19 protein-coding genes are annotated in these 17,951 nt (G+C 70.7%); 8 read left to right on the top strand and 11 right to left on the bottom strand.

Annotation, left to right across the window (positions count from 1 at the left end; translation table 11 throughout):
• Nucleotides 1-70 precede the first annotated feature (70 nt).
• Together typA and ACYVJ3_RS05095 are read left to right on the top strand one after the other, a co-directional pair.
• Nucleotides 71-1,966 (top strand): translational GTPase TypA, encoded by a 1,896-nt coding sequence (typA, locus tag ACYVJ3_RS05100; RefSeq protein WP_460851433.1) that lies wholly within the window; start codon nt 71-73, stop codon nt 1,964-1,966.
• A 126-nt stretch (nt 1,967-2,092) separates the two neighbouring features.
• The gene (locus ACYVJ3_RS05095) at nt 2,093-2,977 is read left to right on the top strand and encodes a hypothetical protein (RefSeq protein ID WP_460851432.1); all 885 of its coding nucleotides are present in this window, start codon (nt 2,093-2,095) and stop codon (nt 2,975-2,977) included.
• Nucleotides 2,978-3,014: 37 nt separating this feature from the next.
• Here the strand turns inward: ACYVJ3_RS05095 and ACYVJ3_RS05090 are convergent, their stop codons facing one another.
• From ACYVJ3_RS05090 to ACYVJ3_RS05080, 3 genes are read right to left on the bottom strand one after another with little or no spacing between them, the layout of a single operon-like run.
• Nucleotides 3,015-3,785 (bottom strand): enoyl-CoA hydratase-related protein, encoded by a 771-nt coding sequence (locus ACYVJ3_RS05090; RefSeq protein WP_460851431.1) that lies wholly within the window; start codon nt 3,783-3,785, stop codon nt 3,015-3,017.
• Nucleotides 3,786-3,828: 43 nt separating this feature from the next.
• A complete protein-coding gene (locus ACYVJ3_RS05085; protein ID WP_460851430.1) occupies nt 3,829-4,464 on the bottom strand; it encodes an anti-sigma factor family protein in 636 nt (211 codons plus the stop codon).
• Nucleotides 4,461-4,967: a sigma-70 family RNA polymerase sigma factor gene (locus ACYVJ3_RS05080; RefSeq protein ID WP_460851429.1), complete on the bottom strand. Its 507-nt coding sequence runs from the start codon at nt 4,965-4,967 to the stop codon at nt 4,461-4,463. The genes ACYVJ3_RS05085 and ACYVJ3_RS05080 overlap by 4 nt, the downstream gene beginning before the upstream one ends.
• A gap of 94 nt (nt 4,968-5,061) precedes the next feature.
• Between ACYVJ3_RS05080 and ACYVJ3_RS05075 the strand changes: the two genes are divergently transcribed.
• Together ACYVJ3_RS05075 and ACYVJ3_RS05070 are read left to right on the top strand one after the other, a co-directional pair.
• Complete coding sequence (locus ACYVJ3_RS05075; RefSeq protein WP_460851428.1) at nt 5,062-5,799, top strand: dihydrofolate reductase family protein; 738 nt, start codon at nt 5,062-5,064, stop codon at nt 5,797-5,799.
• Nucleotides 5,796-6,692: a dihydropteroate synthase gene (locus ACYVJ3_RS05070; protein ID WP_460851427.1), complete on the top strand. Its 897-nt coding sequence runs from the start codon at nt 5,796-5,798 to the stop codon at nt 6,690-6,692. The genes ACYVJ3_RS05075 and ACYVJ3_RS05070 overlap by 4 nt, the downstream gene beginning before the upstream one ends.
• Before the next feature lie 201 nt (nt 6,693-6,893).
• Here the strand turns inward: ACYVJ3_RS05070 and ACYVJ3_RS05065 are convergent, their stop codons facing one another.
• From ACYVJ3_RS05065 to rfbA, 3 genes are read right to left on the bottom strand one after another with little or no spacing between them, the layout of a single operon-like run.
• Entirely contained in the window at nt 6,894-7,715 is an 822-nt protein-coding gene (locus tag ACYVJ3_RS05065) for an N-acetylmuramoyl-L-alanine amidase family protein (RefSeq protein WP_460851426.1), read from the bottom strand.
• Nucleotides 7,715-8,719, bottom strand: a complete 1,005-nt coding sequence (gene galE, locus ACYVJ3_RS05060) for a UDP-glucose 4-epimerase GalE (protein WP_460851425.1) — start codon at nt 8,717-8,719, stop codon at nt 7,715-7,717. The genes ACYVJ3_RS05065 and galE overlap by 1 nt, the downstream gene beginning before the upstream one ends.
• A 51-nt stretch (nt 8,720-8,770) precedes the next feature.
• A complete protein-coding gene (gene rfbA, locus ACYVJ3_RS05055; RefSeq protein WP_460851424.1) occupies nt 8,771-9,640 on the bottom strand; it encodes a glucose-1-phosphate thymidylyltransferase RfbA in 870 nt (289 codons plus the stop codon).
• Between the two features lie 19 nt (nt 9,641-9,659).
• On the opposite strand from rfbA, the gene rfbB reads away from it, so the two are divergent.
• Nucleotides 9,660-10,658, top strand: a complete 999-nt coding sequence (gene rfbB, locus ACYVJ3_RS05050; protein ID WP_460851423.1) for a dTDP-glucose 4,6-dehydratase — start codon at nt 9,660-9,662, stop codon at nt 10,656-10,658.
• Nucleotides 10,655-12,043 carry a sugar nucleotide-binding protein gene (locus ACYVJ3_RS05045; protein WP_460851422.1) on the top strand — a complete coding sequence of 463 codons (1,389 nt, stop codon included), beginning with the start codon at nt 10,655-10,657 and terminating at the stop codon, nt 12,041-12,043. The genes rfbB and ACYVJ3_RS05045 overlap by 4 nt, the downstream gene beginning before the upstream one ends.
• Nucleotides 12,044-12,098: 55 nt before the next feature.
• Here ACYVJ3_RS05045 and ACYVJ3_RS05040 read toward each other — a convergent pair whose 3' ends face one another.
• The 4 genes from ACYVJ3_RS05040 to ACYVJ3_RS05025 form a co-directional block, all read right to left on the bottom strand.
• A complete protein-coding gene (locus ACYVJ3_RS05040; protein WP_460851421.1) occupies nt 12,099-13,106 on the bottom strand; it encodes a hypothetical protein in 1,008 nt (335 codons plus the stop codon).
• A gap of 111 nt (nt 13,107-13,217) precedes the next feature.
• Nucleotides 13,218-13,529, bottom strand: coding sequence for a DUF2516 family protein (locus ACYVJ3_RS05035; RefSeq protein ID WP_460851420.1), 312 nt, complete (start codon nt 13,527-13,529; stop codon nt 13,218-13,220).
• An 81-nt stretch (nt 13,530-13,610) separates the two neighbouring features.
• On the bottom strand, nt 13,611-14,249 hold the full coding sequence (locus tag ACYVJ3_RS05030) for a hypothetical protein (RefSeq protein ID WP_460851419.1): 639 nt from the start codon (nt 14,247-14,249) through the stop codon (nt 13,611-13,613).
• A gap of 5 nt (nt 14,250-14,254) precedes the next feature.
• Nucleotides 14,255-14,731, bottom strand: a complete 477-nt coding sequence (locus ACYVJ3_RS05025; RefSeq protein ID WP_460851418.1) for a helix-turn-helix domain-containing protein — start codon at nt 14,729-14,731, stop codon at nt 14,255-14,257.
• Nucleotides 14,732-14,906: 175 nt separating this feature from the next.
• On the opposite strand from ACYVJ3_RS05025, the gene cysC reads away from it, so the two are divergent.
• Nucleotides 14,907-16,748, top strand: coding sequence for an adenylyl-sulfate kinase (gene cysC / locus ACYVJ3_RS05020; protein WP_460851417.1), 1,842 nt, complete (start codon nt 14,907-14,909; stop codon nt 16,746-16,748).
• Nucleotides 16,748-17,740, top strand: a complete 993-nt coding sequence (locus ACYVJ3_RS05015) for a sulfite exporter TauE/SafE family protein (protein WP_460851416.1) — start codon at nt 16,748-16,750, stop codon at nt 17,738-17,740. The genes cysC and ACYVJ3_RS05015 overlap by 1 nt, the downstream gene beginning before the upstream one ends.
• Nucleotides 17,741-17,744: 4 nt before the next feature.
• Here the strand turns inward: ACYVJ3_RS05015 and ACYVJ3_RS05010 are convergent, their stop codons facing one another.
• Nucleotides 17,745-17,876 carry a hypothetical protein gene (locus ACYVJ3_RS05010; RefSeq protein ID WP_460851415.1) on the bottom strand — a complete coding sequence of 44 codons (132 nt, stop codon included), beginning with the start codon at nt 17,874-17,876 and terminating at the stop codon, nt 17,745-17,747.
• Nucleotides 17,877-17,951 lie beyond the last annotated feature (75 nt).

Here is a 17,951-nt window from a genome sequence, read left to right as displayed (position 1 = left end):
CGTTCAGTGTGCCAGACCACCGTCTCCGCGATGCAGGCCCCACGCCTGTTCGCGGATAGGCTGAGTCCTCGTGTCCAAGACCCTGCGCACCGATCTCCGCAACGTCGCCATCGTGGCCCACGTTGACCACGGCAAGACCACCCTCGTCGACGCCATGCTGAAGCAGGGCGGAGCTTTCTCCGCCCACCACATGGAGTCCGGGGTCGACGACCGCGTCATGGACTCGGGTGACCTGGAGCGCGAGAAGGGCATCACGATCCTCGCGAAGAACACCTCGATCGCCTACAACGGCATGCACGCCCCCGAGGGCGGCATGCACATCAACATCATCGACACCCCCGGCCACGCCGACTTCGGTGGCGAGGTCGAGCGCGGCCTGTCGATGGTCGACGGCATCGTGCTGCTGGTCGACGCGTCCGAGGGCCCGCTCCCCCAGACCCGCTTCGTGCTGCGCAAGGCGCTCAACGCGGACATGCCCGTCGTCCTGGTCGTGAACAAGACCGACCGCTCCGACGCGCGCATCGACGAGGTCGTCGACGAGACCTACGAGCTGTTCATGGACCTGCTCGACGACAGCCACTCCGACACCGCGCTCGACTTCCCGGTCATCTACGCCTCGGGCAAGGCCGGCATCGCCTCGACCGAGAAGCCCGAGAACGGCGTGATCCCGGACGGCGAGAACCTCGAGCCGCTGTTCAAGACGATCCTCGACACGATCCCCGCTCCGTCGTACGACGAGGGCGCGCCGCTCCAGGCCCACGTCACCAACCTCGACTCCTCGCCGTTCCTCGGTCGCCTCGCGCTGCTGCGCATCCACCAGGGTGAGCTGCGCAAGGGCCAGCAGGTGGCGTGGATGAAGGCCGACGGCACCGTCAAGAACGTCAAGATCACCGAGCTGCTCATCACCGAGGGCCTCGAGCGGGTCCCCGGCGACCTGGCTCGCCAGGGCGACATCGTCGCCATCGCCGGCATCCCGGACATCATGATCGGCGAGACCATCGCCGACCCCGAGAACCCGGTCGCGCTGCCCGTCATCAAGGTCGACGACCCGGCCATCTCGATGACCATCGGTACCAACACCTCGCCGCTGGTCGGCCGGCTCAAGGGCTCCAAGGTCACCGCCCGCATGGTCAAGGACCGCCTCGACTCCGAGCTGATCGGCAACGTCTCGCTCAAGGTCCTCCCCACCGAGCGTCCCGACGCGTGGGAGGTCCAGGGCCGTGGTGAGCTGGCGCTGGCGATCCTGGTCGAGCAGATGCGTCGCGAGGGCTACGAGCTGACCGTCGGCAAGCCGCAGGTCGTCACCCAGGAGATCGACGGCAAGCTGCACGAGCCGCTCGAGCGCCTGACCATCGACGCGCCGGAGGAGTACCTCGGCGCGATCACCGAGCTCCTCGCCGTCCGCAAGGGCCGCATGGACAACATGACCAACCACGGCACCGGCTGGGTCCGGATGGACTTCGTCGTCCCGGCCCGTGGCCTGATCGGCTTCCGGACCGCGTTCCTGACCGAGACCCGCGGCACCGGCATGGCGTCCTCGATCTCCGACGGCTACACCCCGTGGGCCGGCGAGATCCGCTCGCGCAACAACGGCTCGCTGGTCGCCGACCGCGCCGGTGCCGTCACCGCGCACGCGATGACCGGCCTGCAGGAGCGCGGCACGATCTTCGTCAAGCCCGGCACCGAGGTGTACGAGGGCATGATCGTCGGCGAGAACTCCCGCGCCGACGACATGGACGTCAACATCACCAAGGAGAAGCAGCAGACCAACATCCGGTCCGCCACCTCCGACAACTTCGAGAAGCTCACCCCGCCGAAGGAGCTCTCCCTCGAGCAGTGCCTGGAGTTCTGCCGCGACGACGAGTGCGTCGAGGTCACCCCGGAGATGACCCGCATCCGCAAGGTCGTCCTGGACAAGAACGACCGGGCCAAGACCGCCTCCCGGGCGCGCAAGGCCAACAAGTAGCGCCACAACAACTGGAAGCTCGCGCCGCGGCCGCCCCATCGGGCGGAAACGGCGCGAGCTTCCAGTGTTTTTGGTGCCTATGGAGAGCCATTCGCGCAGAACCCGGGCTTGGGTGAGGGTGGTGACGTGGATGCAGTGGTCGCTCTCAGCCGCCTGGGTGGCGTGGCGACCCATGCGGAGCTGGTGGATGCGACCACACGTAGCCGGGTCCGAGCTGCGGTTGCCGCCAGGCTGATCGAGCGCCGCGCGCACGGGGTCTACGCCCTCGGCGACGCCGAGCGCGACCGGGTCGCCGCGGCCCGGCTGCACGGCGCACTCGGTCTGACCAGCGCCGCGCTCGCGCACGGTTGGAAGGTCAAGACGCCGCCGCCCCAGCCGATGCTGTGGGTACCTCGCCACCGGAAGGTGAGTCCTGAGCGCCGTTCGGGCGTGGACCTCCGTTGGGGCGATGTCGAGGCTCGCGAGCTGGCCGATCGGCTGACCCTTCCCGCGCGGACGGTCATCGACTGCGCCCGCTTCCTGCCCTTCGACGACGCGCTGGCCGTCGCCGACTCCGCGCTCCGCAGTCGCGAGGTCGGGCCGCGCGAGCTGCTGGACCTGGCGGAGCGGTCGCCCCGCATCGGTCGTGCGCGGGCGATCCGGGTGGCGACGGAGGCCACCGCTGAGGCGGCCAACCCGATGGAGTCGGTGCTCAGGGCGATCTGTCTCGACATCCCCACGCTGTCGGTCGAGCCGCAGATCTGGGTGCAGGACATCGGGCGCGCGGATCTCGTCGACGACGACCGCCGACTCGTCATCGAGGCGGAGTCCTACGAGTTCCACGGCGGCCGACCGGCCTACCGCCGCGATGTGCGGCGCTACACCGCCTTCGTGCGAGCGGGCTACGTGGTGCTGCGGTTCTGCTGGGAGGACATCATGCTTCAGCCCGCGCTGGTCCGGGACACCATCATCGACGTCATCCGCCAGGGGCCCGGACCACTACGACGACAAGCTCGACGTGACGCGGCATGAAGCCGCGTCTTTGGACGCCAGCTTCCAGTCGAAGTGGTCAGCCCTTGAAGGCCGGCTTCTCCTTGGCCAGGAACGCCCGGACGCCCTCGGCGAAGTCAGGGCCGCCGTAGACGGAGCGCAGCAGCGCCTCCTCGCCGGCGGGGGCCGTCTCGACGAGGGCCGCGCGCGCGGCGAGCTGCTGCTTGGTCACCCGCAGGGTGACGGGCGAGGCCTGCAGGATCCCGTCGACGAGCTCCGACACCTGAGCATCGAGCGCCTCCCGATCAGCGACGCAGGCGGTCAGCGCACCGGCGGCGTGGGCGCGATCGGCGCCGACGAGCCGCGAGGCGAGCAGCATCTCGCGGGTCAGGGACTCCCCGAAGACCTCCGCGCAGCGGTAGAGCACCGGCGTGGAGAGGGCGTTGCCGAGCGTGCGCGCGATCGGGTAGCCGAAGCGCGACGACGAGGTGGCGACCCGCAGGTCGCAGTTGGTGGCGACGGCCAGTCCGCCGCCGACGCAGACGCCGTCGACGGCCGCGATGGTCACCTGGGGCAGCGCGAAGAGACCCTCGAGCATCTCCCGGATCCAGGTCTCGTACTCGACCGCGTCGGCCTCGAGGAAGTCGCTGATCTCGTTGCCGGCCGCGAACGCCTTGCCGCCCTCACCGCGCAGCACGACCACCCGCACCTCGCGAGACGTGGCCAGCTCCTGCCAGAGGGCTCGCATCTCGGCGTACATCGCCTGGGTGAAGGCGTTGCGCCGCTCGGGCCGGTTGAAGGTCACATCCACGACGCCGGGGCGCGCCCGGTCGATGATCAGGTCGCTCACGCGCGCCAGTGTCTCAGCCGGCCCGCTCCCCGTGGCCGGTGCGTCAGGACTGGACGTCGTCGGCCAGCAGCACCGGGCCGCCTGCGCGCCGGAGCTCCACCCGCGCGATGTCCGCCACCGGCAGGTCGGTGGCCCCGGACGTGTGGGCCGTGTCGCCAGGCCCCGAGCGCCAGCGCGACACCAGCTGGCGGTGGCCGGCGGTGTCGACGACATACAGGGCGTAGGGGCGGCGGGCGCCGTACTCGCCGGTGTAGGCACAGGTCATCGCCACCTCCGTGCCCCACGCGTGCGGGGTGAGGGTGACGGTCGCGGCGAGGGGTGCGTCGGTGAGCGCCGCGAGGGTGACCGTGTGGCCGCCGGGGGCGTCGGGCGCGTGCCGCAGCAGGGGTACGCCGACCCCGACCGCCAGCACCACGCCGGCCGCGAGCCCGGCGAGTGCCCAGCGGCGGCGGAGGGTGGTCGAGCGTGGCGGCGCCGGGGCCTCGGCAGGCTCGTCCGCCGACGGCTCGACCACCGGGGCGGGCGCGAGCCGGAGCAGCCCCGGCATCATCCCGAGCTCGGCGACGGCGGCGGCGCAGCGGGCGCACCCGTCCACGTGGTCCTCGTACTCCAGGCGCTCGTCGCGCGAGAGCGCGCCGAGGACGTACGCCGCATCCCAGTCGGCGTAGCGGTCGCTCATCGCGTCACTCCCCTCTCCTGCAGCGCCAGCCGCAGCGCGCGCAGGCCGTAGTGCAGGCGGGACTTGACGGTGCCCGGCGGGATCTCCAGCTCGTCGGCGATCTCCGCGATGCTCTGGCGGCGGTAGTAGGCGCGGACGACGACGGCCCGGTGCTCGGTGCTGAGCCCGGCCAGCGCGTCGCCGACGAGCATCGCGTCGAACAGCGCGTCGACGCGGTCGGGCTCGATGGTCCGCTCGGTCTCGGGCAGCTCGGCGGTGGCCGACTCGTGGCGTGCCCGCGCGGAGCGCGCCTCGTCGACGACGAGGTGCCGCGCGACGGTGTAGAGCCAGGCCCGGACGGGTCGGCCGTCGTCCGCGATGTCGTGCAGCCACGCCCGCAGCAGCGCCTCCTGGACGACGTCGGCGGCCCGGTCCCGGTCACCGGTGAGGCGCGCGACGTACCGCTCCAGCGCTGCCGCGTGGTCGTCGTGCAGCGCCTGCATCAGCTCCGGGTCACCGGACATCGGCCTACCTCCGAGGAGGACACGACGGCGGACTCCGTTCGGTTCACCGCCGCTCCCATGATCCTCCTCCACGGGCGGCCAGTAACCTGCAGGAATGTCCGACCTGCACCAGACGAGCGTCGCGCAGCGGTCCCTGACGGACGACGACCTGCTCGCGGCGTACCCCTGGCCCGACGGCGAGCGCTGGGTGCGCGCGATGATGCTGACCACCCTCGACGGTGCCGCGGCGGGGCCGGACGGGCTGAGCGGGTCGCTCGGCTCCGAGGCCGACATGCGGGTGTTCAACACGGCGCGACGGCTGGCCGACGCGGTGCTGGTGGGGGCGCAGACGCTGCGGGCGGAGCGCTACACGCCGATGGTCGCCAAGGAGCGTGACGCCGCCCTGCGCAGCGCCGCCGGTCAGCTGGACGCCCCGGTCGTCGCGGTCGTCAGCGGCTCGCTGGACCTGCCGTGGGATCTGCCGATCTGGCAGGAGTCCGCGCAGCGTCCGCTGGTCATCACCGACCGGGACGCACCGTCGGCGCGGCGCACCACTGCCGAGCAGTACGCCGACCTGGCGGTCCTCGACGCCACCACGCCCGAGGCGATCCTGGATGCCCTCACCCAGCGAGGTCTGCAGAGGATCGTCTGCGAGGGCGGGCCGCGCCTGCTGCTCGACCTGACCGCGGCCGGGCTGGTCGACGAGCTCGACATCACCGTCGCGCCGCTGATGGCCGGTACCGGCGAGACCCCGCACACGAGCGTGCTGGCGACCCCGCACCGCTTCGACCTGGCCCACGCGCTGATGAGCGAGGGCTTCTTGATGAACCGCTACGTGAAGGCGCCCGCATGATCACCCTGCTCGACCTGGCCCGCCTCGCAGAGCGCCACCGCGACGACCTGGAGACCCCGGTCGCCCCCTTCACCATCGGCGACCAGACCTTCGACACCGACACCCGGCCGGTGCTGATGGGCGTGGTGAACCTGTCGCGCGACTCCACCTACCGCGAGTCGATCGCGGTCACCACCGAGTCGGCGATCCGCAAGGGCCGCGTCCAGGCCGTGCAGGGTGCGCACCTGATCGACATCGGCGCCGAGTCGAGCCGCGCGACGGCTGCCGCGGTGACCCCTGAGGAGCAGGCGCGCAGCATCGTCCCGGTCATCGAGCAGCTGGCCGCGGACGGCGTACCCACCTCGATCGAGGGCTACGACCCGGTCGTCGTGCTGGCCGGCCTCAAGGCGGGCGCGAAGGTCGTCAACCTGACCGGCTCGCACGTCGACCAGGAGATGTTCGACCTCGCGGCCGAGTACGACGCGTCGCTGGTGCTGTGCCACGTCCTCGGACCGCACGCGCGGGCCCTCGACGGCAGCGACGTCGAGGCCGACCCGATCCCCCGGATGCTCGAGACCTTCCACCACCGGATCGAGGACGCCCGCAGGGCCGGTGTGCGGAGCGTGGCGATCGACCCCGGCCTCGGCTTCGGCTTCCGGCTGGGCGACCAGCGGTCCCGTGCGCAGTACCAGGCGACGGCGCTGCTGCACACGTTCCGGCTGCGTCGTCTCGGCGTACCCATCTGCCACGCGATGCCGCACGCGTTCGACATCTTCGAGGACCAGTTCCGCAGCGCCGAGGGCGTCTTCACGGTCCTGGCGCACCTCGGCGCGACCGGCATCTACCGCATCCACGAGATCCCGCTGGTGCGCGCGGTGCTCGACGGCATGGCCTCCTTCGACGTCGAGGCCTGAGAACTCGCGGACAGCTTGGGACCCGCTGGCTAGGCTGAGGACGGAATCTCGGGCTCCACCCCTCCCCCTTGCACGTGCCGTTTCACTGGAGTCAGTCATGCCCGGGTTCCGCAGGTTCAGGCGCAGCCTCCGCTGCCATCTCAAGCACGGCAACCGCTGCCCGCACATCGAGCGCCACTCGTTGCGCCGCAGCAGGCGGCGTCAGGTGGCTCGGCGCAGCAAGTAGCCCTCGAGCCCGGCGACCAGCGCCCGCGCCAGCCGCAGCCGGCCTCGGGCGGAGGTCATCCAGGCGGCGTCGCGCTGGGCCCGCATGTTGCCGGCCTCGAGCATCACGGCCGGCCGTTCGGACCAGTTGAGGGTGCCGAGGTCGCTGCGCACGTCGATGCCGTCCGTGCCGCGGTACGTCGAGGTGGCGAACCCGCCCGCCACCAACCGGTCGCGCACCGTGCGGGCGAGCGCCAGCGAGGGCGCCGCGATGGCCGAGGTCCGGCCGCCGGCACCGGGCGCGATGACGTGGAAGCCGTGGGCACCGTCGGCGTACGAGCCGTCGCCGTGGATGCTGAGCTTGATGTCGGCCGTGGGCCCGGGGCGGCCGGGGTTCCCCCGCCGGCCGCGTACGTCGATGCAGGGACCCCAGCGGTCCTCACGGTTGGAGTGCCGGGTCATCAGCACGGTCACGCCGTCGTCTCGCAGCAGGCGGCGTACCTGCAGCGCGGTACGCCACGCGAAGGTGGCCTCGGGGTAGCCGGCGTTGGTGGCCGTGCCGGTGGTGTTGCACGCCTTCTCGAACCCGCCCGCGTCGACCATCCGGTTGATCTCGGAGGGGAAGTTGTGGTTGCCGAGCTGGTGGCCGGGATCGATCACCACGACCTTCCCGACCAGCGACGGAGCGGTGGTCGAGCTTGCCGGGTCCGAGGGCGTCGAGCCTGCCGAGGTGGTCGAGCCTGCCGAGACCGACAGGTCCGTGGCGTCACACCCGACGGTGAGCAGCACGACGACCGCGCACGCGGCGAGGACCCGCATCAGTCGTAGCCGAGGATGGAGCGGCGCTTCTCGCCCCAGGCCAGCGACGAGCGCACGGCTTCCTCGAGGGACAGCTCGGTCTGCCAGCCGAGCAGCTCACGGGCGCGGTCGGCGTTGGCGAACGCGCCGACGGCGTCGCCGGGACGGGCGGGCGCCTCGACGTACGGCACGTCGTGACCGACGACGGCGGAGACGGCGCCGAGCAGCTCGCGCACGGTGACCCCGTCGCCGCCCCCGACGTTGAGGTAGGTGGTCGTCTCGCCGGTGGTGGCCAGGACCGAGTCGAACCTCTCCACGGCCGCGACGTGCGCGCGGGCGAGGTCCCAGACGTGGATGTAGTCACGGATGCCGGTGCCGTCGCGGGTCGGGTGGTCGACGCCGGTCAGGGTGAAGACGTCGCGCTGGCCGAGCGCGGCCTGCGCCATCAGCGGCACGACGTGCGTGGCGTCGCGGAGGTGGTAGCCGGTCTCGAGGTCGGGGTCGGAGCCGATCGGGTTGAAGTAGCGCAGGACGATCGCGCGCAGGTCGGTGGCCGCGGACATGTCCTCGAGGACCTGCTCCATCATCCGCTTGGTCCGGGCGTACGGCGACATGGGCGCCAGTGCGTCGCCCTCGCGGACCTCGAACTCCGGCGTGAGCGCGTAGAGCGAGGCGGTCGAGGAGAAGATGATCCGCGTCTTGCCCAGCGCCGCCAGCTCGTCGAAGAGCTCGAGCGACTTGGCGACGTTGTCGCGGTAGTACTCGTAGGGAAGCTCCACCGACTCCGGCACGACGATCCGCGCGGCCATGTGGATGGTCGCCTCGATGTCGGGGTGCTCCTCGATCACCCGACGGATCAGTGCCCGGTCGGCGATGTCGCCCTCGTAGAAGATCCGGTCGCCGACGTACGCCCTCGGACCCGACAGCAGGTTGTCCACCAGGACGGGCGTGTGGCCCGCCTGCTCGAGGGCCTTGGACGTGATGGAGCCGAGGTAGCCGGCGCCGCCGGTGACGAGGACCTTCATGGGCACGACCCTAGACGGGGAGGAAACGGTCCGTTTCAGGCCTTCGGGGTTTCAGTCCCGGTTCTCGAGCAGATCGAGGAGGTAGCTGCCGTAGCCGGACTTCACCAGCGGCTCGGCCAGCTCGGCCAGCCGGGCGTCGTCGATGTAGCCCATCCGCCACGCGACCTCCTCGGGCGAGCCCACCTTGGTGCCCTGGCGCTTCTCGATCGCGCGGACGTAGTTGGAGGCGTCGTTGAGGTCGTCGACGGTCCCGGTGTCGAGCCAGGCGGCCCCCCGCGGGAGCACCTCGACCTGCAGCCGCCCCTCCTCGAGGTAGAGCCGGTTCAGGTCGGTGATCTCCAGCTCGCCACGCGGGCTCGGCCGGAGCGACTTGGCCTTCTCGACCACGTCGTCGCCGTAGAAGTAGAGGCCGGGGACGGCGTAGTTGCTCTTGGGCTTGGCCGGCTTCTCCTCCAGCGAGATCGCGACGCCGTCGGCGTCGAACTCGACCACGCCGTACGCCGTCGGGTCGGCGACGCGGTAGCCGAACACTGCTCCCCCGTCGATGTTCTCGAACCGACGCAGGTGGCCGCCCAGGCCGGCACCGTAGAAGACGTTGTCGCCGAGGACCAGGCCCGCGGTGCCGCCCTGGAGGTGGTCCTCGCCGATCAGGAACGCCTGGGCCAGGCCGTCGGGGCTGGGCTGCTCGGCGTACGTCACCTCGACGCCGAGCTGCGAGCCGTCATCGAGGAGCCGCTTGAACTGGTCGGCGTCGTGCGGGGTGGTGATCACCAGGACCTCGCGGATGCCCGCGAGCATCAGCGTGGAGAGCGGGTAGTAGATCATCGGCTTGTCGTAGACAGGCATCAGCTGCTTGCTGATCGCGTGCGTGATGGGGTGGAGTCGGCTCCCCGTGCCGCCGGCCAAGATGATCCCGCGCATGCTCGTTAGCATGCCCCATATGAATCGCATCCTGGTCACTGGCGGGGCAGGTTTCATCGGGTCGAACTTCGTGGGTCACCTCGTCGAGAACACCTCGGCGCAGGTCACCGTCCTCGACAAGATGACGTACGCCGCGAGCCGCGACTCGCTCGCCGGCCTGCCCGCCGACCGGGTCACCCTGGTCGAGGGCGACATCGCTGACGCGGCCCTCGTCGACCCCCTTGTCGCTGCCTCCGACGCGGTCGTCCACTACGCCGCCGAGTCGCACAACGACAACTCCCTCTCGGACCCCTCGCCGTTCATCCAGACCAACATCGTCGGCACGTTCGTGCTGCTCGAGGCCGTCCGCAAGCACGACGTCCGCTTCCACCACGTCTCCACCGACGAGGTGTACGGCGACCTCGACCTCGACGACCCCAAGCGGTTCACCGAGTCCACCCCCTACGCCCCGTCCTCGCCCTACTCGGCCTCCAAGGCCGGCTCGGACCACCTGGTCCGCGCCTGGGTCCGGTCGTTCGGCGTACGCGCGACGATCTCGAACTGCTCCAACAACTACGGCCCCTGGCAGCACGTCGAGAAGTTCATCCCGCGTCAGATCACCGAGCTCATCGACGGCCGCCGGCCGCGCGTCTACGGCGACGGCCTCAACGTGCGCGACTGGATCCACACCGAGGACCACTCCTCCGCGGTCCTGGCCGTCCTCGAGCGCGGTCGGATCGGTGAGACCTACCTGATCGGTGCCGACGGCGAGAAGGCCAACGTCGACGTCGTCCGCGCCCTGCTGCGGGCCTTCGGTCGTCCCGAGGACGACATCGAGTGGGTCACCGACCGCGCCGGCCACGACCGCCGCTACGCCATCGAGTCCGGCAAGCTGCGCTCGGAGCTCGGATGGGCTCCCCGCTACGACGACTTCGACGCCGGCCTCGCCGCGACCGTCGAGTGGTACCGCGCCAACGAGGCCTGGTGGCGCCCCGCGAAGGCCGCCACCGAGGCCAAGTACGCCGACAAGGGTCAATGAGGGTGTCCACGGACACCGTCACGGTCGAGACCACCCCGATCCCCGGACTGCTGGTCGTCCGGCTGCCTGTCCACCGCGACGCCCGCGGCTGGTTCAAGGAGGCCTGGCAGCGCGAGAAGATGTGCGCGCTCGGCCTGCCCGACTTCCACGTCGTCCAGAGCAACGCCAGCTTCAACGCCTACCGCGGCGTCACCCGTGGCGTCCACGCCGAGCCGTGGAACAAGATCGTCTCGGTCGCCACCGGCCGGGTCTTCGCCGCCTGGGTCGACCTGCGTGAGGGCGAGTCCTACGGCACCACCCACTGGACCAAGATCGACGAGAGCGTGGCCGTCTTCGTGCCCCGCGGCGTCGGCAACGCCTACCAGGCGCTGGTCGACAACACGGCGTACATCTATCTCGTCGACGACCACTGGCGCCCCGGCATCAGCTACCCCGCGCTGAACCTGGCCGACCCCACCGCCGCCATCCCGTGGCCGATCCCGCTGACCTCCTCCGAGGTCGAGCTGTCCGAGAAGGACCTCCAGACGCCCTACCTCGAGGACGTCGTGCCGATGAAGCCCAAGAAGACGCTCATCACCGGCTGCCGCGGGCAGCTCGGCCGGGCGCTCGCCTCGGCCTTCCCCGACGCCGTGTGCGTCGACGTGGACGAGCTCGACCTGACCTCCTCGGCGGCGTTGGAGGCCTGGCCGTGGCGGGAGTACGGCGTCATCCTCAACGCCGCCGCCCACACCCGCGTCGACGCCGCCGAGTCCTCCGAGCGGGCCGACGCCTGGGCCGCCAACGCCGCCGCCCCGGCCGCCCTCGCCCGGATCGCGACCGAGCACGACATCACGCTGGTCCACTACTCCACCGACTACGTCTTCTCGGGTGACGTGGTCCCCGGGGGGCATGTGGAGAGCGAGCCGCTGGCTCCTTTGGGCGTCTACGGGCAGACCAAGGCCGCCGGCGACGTCGCCGTCGCGACCACTCCCCGCCACTACCTGCTGCGCACCTCCTGGGTGATCGGCGAGGGCCACAACTTCGTGCGGACCATGGAGCGCCTGGCACGTGAGGGGGTCTCGCCCGCGGTCGTCGACGACCAGGTCGGCCGCCTCACCTTCACCGCCGAGCTGGTCCGCGCCACCTCGCACCTGCTCGCCGTCGCGGCGCCCTTCGGCACCTACAACGTCACCAACGCGGGTGAGCCGCGGTCGTGGGCGGCGTACGCCCGACGGGTGTTCGAGCTCTCCGGCCGCTCCCCCGACGACGTCACCAGCACCACCACCGCGGCGTACGGCGCCCCCGCCCCCCGCCCCCTCTTCAGCGTCCTCAACCTCGACAAGCTCGCCGCCACCGGCTTCGTCAGCACCGACGCCGACGAGGCGCTCTCGGCGTACCTGGCCTGAACGCTGAGTCATCGAAAGCGCCTCCATCGCCGCGTTCGAGGCGCTTGCGATGACTTCAGACAGGGAAGTCCCAGTGGTCCAGCTTCTCGTCGGCCGTGAACTCCCGCGGCCAGCCCGGCGGCGCCTCGAGGGTCCATCCGCGTTCAGCATCCGTACGCCGCTCAGCCCGCCGCAGCGCTGACGCCATCCGCTGCAGCTGCACCGCCGGTCCATCACCGGCCACGACGGCGAAGCCCTCCAGCCCCGCGCCAAGGAGCCGTTCCGCGCGAGCCGTGTCAGCCCGATGACGTTCGCGGTCACGATGATGTGCCCCGTCGTACTCACCGAACACCCCACGGACCGGGTCGAGAAGATCGGGGCGACCGAGGAATCCACCACGGAGATCGAAGACGTCGCGGTTGACCAGTGGGGCCGGCCAGCCCGCATCGAGTCGCCACGTCATCCGCATCTGGACCTCGGGTGGCGAGACCGCGTGCTCGCTCGCGAGGACGAGAGCGTCGGCGACGAGCCGTCGCGTGCGGTCCTGCCTCTCCAGCCATCGGGAGAGTCGTTCGAGCGACGTCACCGGTGCCGCGCAGGCCATGTCGATCGCGGCGACCGCTGCACGCAGCTCACCTCGGCGCGCGACCTCGACGGAGAGCGCCTCGGCCGGGGACACCACCGGGATCCCGGCGATCAGCCACACCTGGTCGACCGGCCGTCGCGACACCGTGCTGGCGGTCGTGTCGGACAGATGTGCCGCGCACACGAGCGGGACGGGGAGCCGGGTGCGGCCGTTGACGTCCAAGCCATCGAAGAATGCCGCGCCCCACAGCCGCAACGCCGCCCAGCCGGTCACCGCACCGGCGACGCCCTCCGGCAGGCGCGCCGCCTGCTCGATGATCCGCTGCTCCACGCGGGCCCGCTCGGTCCCCGCGGGGAGGTAGAGGTTGAACCCCACGCGCTCCCACAGCCCGCGCCGCGCCTGGTGCCGCGTCGGCCCCGCGGCGCCGGTCGGATCGATGCGGACCGGGCGCACCAGGTCACGCGGGACCCCACAACGCGGGCGCCAGTCATCGTGCATGCCCGATCGACTGCCCGCCCGGCGTACGAGCGAACCAGGCGACCGAGCTAGCTGTGGAAAGTCATGAGAAGCGCCTCGACACGAGGGTTCGAGGCGCTTGTGATGACGCGCTCAGCGGCGACGGAGGCCGGCGAGGGCGGGGCGGACGTCGGCGAGGAAGACGCAGGCGGCGACGAGGAAGCCCAGGTTGATGATCTGCAGCGGCAGCGGCACGACCTGCAGCAGGACCGAGACGGCCAGGACGAGGGTCCAGCCGGACTTGTGCCAGCGGTCGGCGGCGACGTAGGCGTCGGCGGAGTACATCAGGGCGCTGACGAAAGCGAAGATCTTCATCGCGAGCACGATGAAGGTGACGACGATGCCGATCCAGAACTCGGTGTCGTTGATCGGGGCGGCGAAGTACATCCCGGGGATCCAGGTCACGGGCTCAGCCTATCGGCGCGAAAAAGACGTCAGCCCCCGGCCGGAGCCGGGAGCTGACGAGGGGAAGTACCTCGAGGGAGGTCAGGCCTTCTTGGCCGGAGCCTTCTTCGCGGTGGTCTTCTTGGCGGCGGTCTTGGCCGGCGCCTTCTTGGCCGGAGCGGCCTTCTTGGCGGCCGGCGCCTTCTTGGCCGGAGCCTTCTTGGCCGGAGCCTTCTTGGCGGCCGGGGCCGGGGTCTCGCCGCGGAACTTCACGACGACGGCCTCGCCGCGCTTCGCGAGGTCGGCGTACGCCGAGGTCACGGTGGCGACGTTGCTGTCAACGGTGCTCTTCACGGTGGTCTGCACCTTGGCCGGCAGGGCCTTGGCGTCGGCCTGGACCTGGGCGATGCGGGCCTGGGCCTGCGCACGACGGTCGGCAACGGTGGCGGCGGCGCGGTCCTGGACGGTCTTCGCGGCCGGAACCTCGAAGCCCTTCACCTTGGCCTGCACGTCGGCGACCTTGGTCTGGACCTCGGTGAAGCGAGCCTGCGCCTTGGTCTGGACCTCGGCGATGCGGGCCTTGACGGTCTCGACGGCGAGGTCGGCCGCACCGACACCGGCGTAGAGCGGCTGCTCGACCTGGGCCGGGACGGTGACGTTCTTGACGTCGACCTTGGGGAGCTCGATCTTGGGGAGCTCAAGCTTCGGGAGGTCGAACTTGGGGAGGTCAAGCTTCGGCATGTGGATCACCCTTCATTAGTGATGTGGTTGGGAACTTCGTGCTCGGACTGGAGACTCGCGTCGTCCAGGCCGCCTTCGGTCGCCGGCGACGTGGACTCCAGCTCGGGTGTGGAGCCCGCCTCGTCAGCGGCGTTGAGCGCCAGGAATGACGCGTAGACATCGAGCAGCGACTGCTTCTGTCGCTCGGTGAGGCCGGTATCTCCCAAGATGGCGAGTTCGACCGAACCCCCCACACCGTCTTCCGGGCTGAGAATTCCGGCCCGGATGTACAACTGCTCCGCAGAGATCCGCAGCGCCTTGGCGATCTGGTTGAGCACCTCGGCGGACGGCTTGCGAAGACCGCGCTCGATCTGGCTGAGATAGGGATTGGAGACGCCCGCCATGTCCGCGAGCTGTCGCAGAGACAGACGCGAGGACGTGCGCTGATCCTTCAGGTAGTCGCCGAGTGTCTCGACGGTCTTACCAACCTTGCCCATTGCCATGCCCCTAGTTTGCTAACAACTGCTAGCAATTGCAAGCAGAGGCGGGGTGAGACGGCCCACACCGGCGCAAGGGCATCCCTACTCAGGTCTCGGCAGGCTCGCCCGCGGGCTCCAGCGCCGTCCCGACATTCCGGCTAAAGCAGAGTGACTCACGTTTGTTTGGCAGGATGCTCCCGTGGCCGATCTGCAGCACTGCCCCACGCCCCGTGAGCTCGACGACCTCGAGCTGCTGACGGGCGGCGCGCTCTCCCCCATCGAGGGGTACGACGAGCTCGGCAGCCCGGTCGTCCTCGACCTGCCCGCCGAGGTCGACACCGAGCTGGCCGCAGGCCGCAGCGTCGAGCTGGTCGATCCCGAGGGCCTGCCGCTCGCGCGGGTCACCCGCGCCGCCGACCACAGCCTCACGGTGACCGCGCTGACCCACGCGCAGTACGGCCCCTTCCGCCGGCTCCACCTCTCCCCCGACGCCGTGCGCCAGCAGTACGCCGGCCGCACCTTCTTCACCGTCGACGACGTCCTCACCGACGCCCAGCTCGCCCAGATCCGCGAGGCCGGCCCGGCCGTGGTCCTCGCGCTCGTCGGCCACGGCACCCCGACCATGTCGGCCGTCGGCCTGCTGCGCGCGACGCTGCGCGCCGTCGAGGGTCTCGACGTCGCGGTCGTGGCGGTCCCGCTGGCATCGCACGGCACGCCCGAGGGCGACGCGCTGCTGCGCCGCCTGGTCGTGGCGAACTACGCCCACAAGGACCCCGTCGAGGTGCTCACGCCCGAGGGCGAGGTCCTGCCGCAGCTGGCCGACATCGTCGCCGAGGAGCACCCCGCCAAGACCGACCAGGGTCTCGTCCTGTTCTTCACCGGGCTCTCCGGCAGCGGCAAGTCGACCCTCGCGCAGGCCCTGATGGACCGCATCCTCGAGCAGGGCGGTCGCTCGATCACCTCGCTCGACGGGGACGTCGTACGCCGCAACCTCTCGGCCGGCCTGACCTTCTCCAAGGCCGACCGCGAGACCAACATCCGCCGCATCGGCTGGGTCGCCGCCGAGATCGCGCGCCACGGCGGCCTCGCCGTGTGCAGCCCGATCGCGCCGTTCGACTCCACCCGCAAGGCCGTGCGCGCCGACGTCGAGGCGGCCGGCGGCGCGTTCTTCCTGGTCCACGTCGCGACCCCGCTCGAGGAGTGCGAACGACGCGACCGCAAGGGCCTCTACGCCAAGGCGCGGGCCGGCGAGATCCCCGAGTTCACCGGCATCTCCTCGCCGTACGACGAGCCGGCCGATGCCGACGTACGCGTCGACACCACGGGTCGCACCATCGACGAGGCCCTCGACGACGTCATCGTCGGGCTGCGCGCGGCCGGGTACCTCGACCTCCCGACGTCGGAGACCGGTTCTCCCGTTGGTCGAGCAGCGAGCGCCAGCGGGCGTATCGAGACCACCGTCGGTTTCGATACGGCCTCGGCCAGCGCCTCGGCCCACTCGACCAACGACAAGCTGAACGTGCTCTTCGTGTGCACGGCGAACATCTGCCGCTCGCCGTACATGCAGCTGCGCTCGCAGGCCCTCGTCGGCGACATCGAGTTCACCAGCGCCGGCACGCACGGCTTCGACGACAAGGCCGCCGACCGGACCATGTCGATCGTGATGAAGCAGCGGGGCATCAGCGCAGAGGCGGTGCAGGACTTCCGCAGCCGGCCGATCACCCGCGACCTCGTCGCCCAGGCCGACCTGGTCCTCACCGCCGAGGCCAGCCACCGGGCGTTCCTGCTCGAGGAGCTGCCGAGCTCGTTCCGCAAGACCTTCACGCTCGGCCAGTTCACCGAGTCCCTCGGCCGCATCGACGAGTCGCTCACCGGGCGCGAGCTGATCGCGACCATCGGCCACAGCCGCGCCGGCGCCGAGGCCATCCACGACATCAACGACCCCTACCGACGCGGGCTCGAGGCCGCAACGGACTGCGCAGACCAGATCGACGGTCTGCTGCAGATCGCTCTCTCCCGCCTGACCGGAAGGACCCTCTGATGCACGACCTCATCACCTGGACCGCGCTCTCCATCGTGGCGGCCGGCTTCTTCGTCGGCATCGTCGTCGGCCTGACCGGCATGGGCGGTGGCGCCCTGATGACCCCGGCGCTGATCTTCCTCGGCGTCGGCGGCGGCGAGGCGGCGACGATCGTCACCGCCGACCTGACCGCGGCGGCGATCTACAAGTCCGGCGGCGCGCTGGTCCACGCCAAGGTGGGCGCGCCGAACTTCAGGCTCGCCGGTTGGCTCATCGCCGGGTCGGTGCCGATGGCGTTCCTCGGTCCGTTCCTCGTGCACCACCTGACCACCAACGAGGACCAGCTCGACTTCGTCCTGAAGGTCTCGATCGGGTTCGCGCTGCTGCTGGCGGCGTCGACGTACGCCCTGCGTCTCTACATCAACCTGCGCAGCGTGCGCCGCGGCGGTCTCGGCGGCGACCCCGACCCCAAGATCCGCCCGCTGCCGACCTTCCTGGTCGGCGCTCTCGGTGGCCTGCTCGTCGGAGTCACCAGCGTCGGCTCCGGCTCGGTCATCATGATCGCGCTGCTGATGCTCTACCCCGGCCTGTCCGCCGTGAGGCTGGTCGGCACCGACCTGGTCCAGGCCGTGCCCCTGGTGCTGTCCGCGGCGATCTCCAACATCGCGATCAACCACGGCATCGACTGGACCATCACGCTGCCCCTGATCCTCGGCTCGGTGCCCGGGACCATGCTCGGCAGCCGCATCGCGCCGAAGGTTCCGCAGTCCTACCTGCGGCGCGGCATCGTGGTCGTGCTCACCATGTCCGGTGTCGCACTGCTCGACAAGTCCGGCTGGAAGCCGCTGGGCGCCGACACGACGCACCCGATCATGGTCGGCCTGGTCGGCCTCGCGATGGTCGTCCTGGTGCCGCTCGTGTGGGGCGTGATCCGCCGTACCGAGGGCCTGCCGCTGATGGGCGCGCCGACGGTGGCCGAGCTCGAGAAGATCCCGAGCGACCGGAAGGGCTGAACCTTCAGGCGACCCGGTGGAAGCCTGCCGGGCGCTCGTCGAGACGCCATGCCGACTCGTGGCTGCCGTGGGCGAGCGCCGCCACGAACGCGCTTCCGAGACCGAGCAGCAGAGCCAGGGTCATGGTGAGGACCATGGCGCACCTCCTTGCTTGAAGGAACCGTCGGTCGGTTCTCCTCCAGTGTGCTCCTCGGGTGCACGGTTCCCGATG

The sequence above is a fragment of the Nocardioides montaniterrae genome (assembly GCF_054782655.1).
This window is presented reverse-complemented; position numbering and strand designations above follow the sequence as displayed.

Coding starts and splice junctions, on each gene's coding strand:
- ACYVJ3_RS05085 (WP_460851430.1), bottom strand. CDS start 4,464: ATGAGCGACCGCTACGCCGACTGGGATGCGGCGTACGTCCTCGGCGCG.
- ACYVJ3_RS05080 (WP_460851429.1), bottom strand. CDS start 4,967: ATGTCCGGTGACCCGGAGCTGATGCAGGCGCTGCACGACGACCACGCG.
- ACYVJ3_RS05075 (WP_460851428.1), top strand. CDS start 5,062: ATGTCCGACCTGCACCAGACGAGCGTCGCGCAGCGGTCCCTGACGGAC.
- ACYVJ3_RS05070 (WP_460851427.1), top strand. CDS start 5,796: ATGATCACCCTGCTCGACCTGGCCCGCCTCGCAGAGCGCCACCGCGAC.
- ACYVJ3_RS05065 (WP_460851426.1), bottom strand. CDS start 7,715: ATGCGGGTCCTCGCCGCGTGCGCGGTCGTCGTGCTGCTCACCGTCGGG.
- galE (WP_460851425.1), bottom strand. CDS start 8,719: ATGAAGGTCCTCGTCACCGGCGGCGCCGGCTACCTCGGCTCCATCACG.
- rfbA (WP_460851424.1), bottom strand. CDS start 9,640: ATGCGCGGGATCATCTTGGCCGGCGGCACGGGGAGCCGACTCCACCCC.
- rfbB (WP_460851423.1), top strand. CDS start 9,660: ATGAATCGCATCCTGGTCACTGGCGGGGCAGGTTTCATCGGGTCGAAC.
- ACYVJ3_RS05045 (WP_460851422.1), top strand. CDS start 10,655: ATGAGGGTGTCCACGGACACCGTCACGGTCGAGACCACCCCGATCCCC.
- ACYVJ3_RS05040 (WP_460851421.1), bottom strand. CDS start 13,106: ATGCACGATGACTGGCGCCCGCGTTGTGGGGTCCCGCGTGACCTGGTG.
- ACYVJ3_RS05030 (WP_460851419.1), bottom strand. CDS start 14,249: ATGCCGAAGCTTGACCTCCCCAAGTTCGACCTCCCGAAGCTTGAGCTC.
- ACYVJ3_RS05025 (WP_460851418.1), bottom strand. CDS start 14,731: ATGGCAATGGGCAAGGTTGGTAAGACCGTCGAGACACTCGGCGACTAC.
- ACYVJ3_RS05015 (WP_460851416.1), top strand. CDS start 16,748: ATGCACGACCTCATCACCTGGACCGCGCTCTCCATCGTGGCGGCCGGC.
- ACYVJ3_RS05010 (WP_460851415.1), bottom strand. CDS start 17,876: ATGGTCCTCACCATGACCCTGGCTCTGCTGCTCGGTCTCGGAAGCGCG.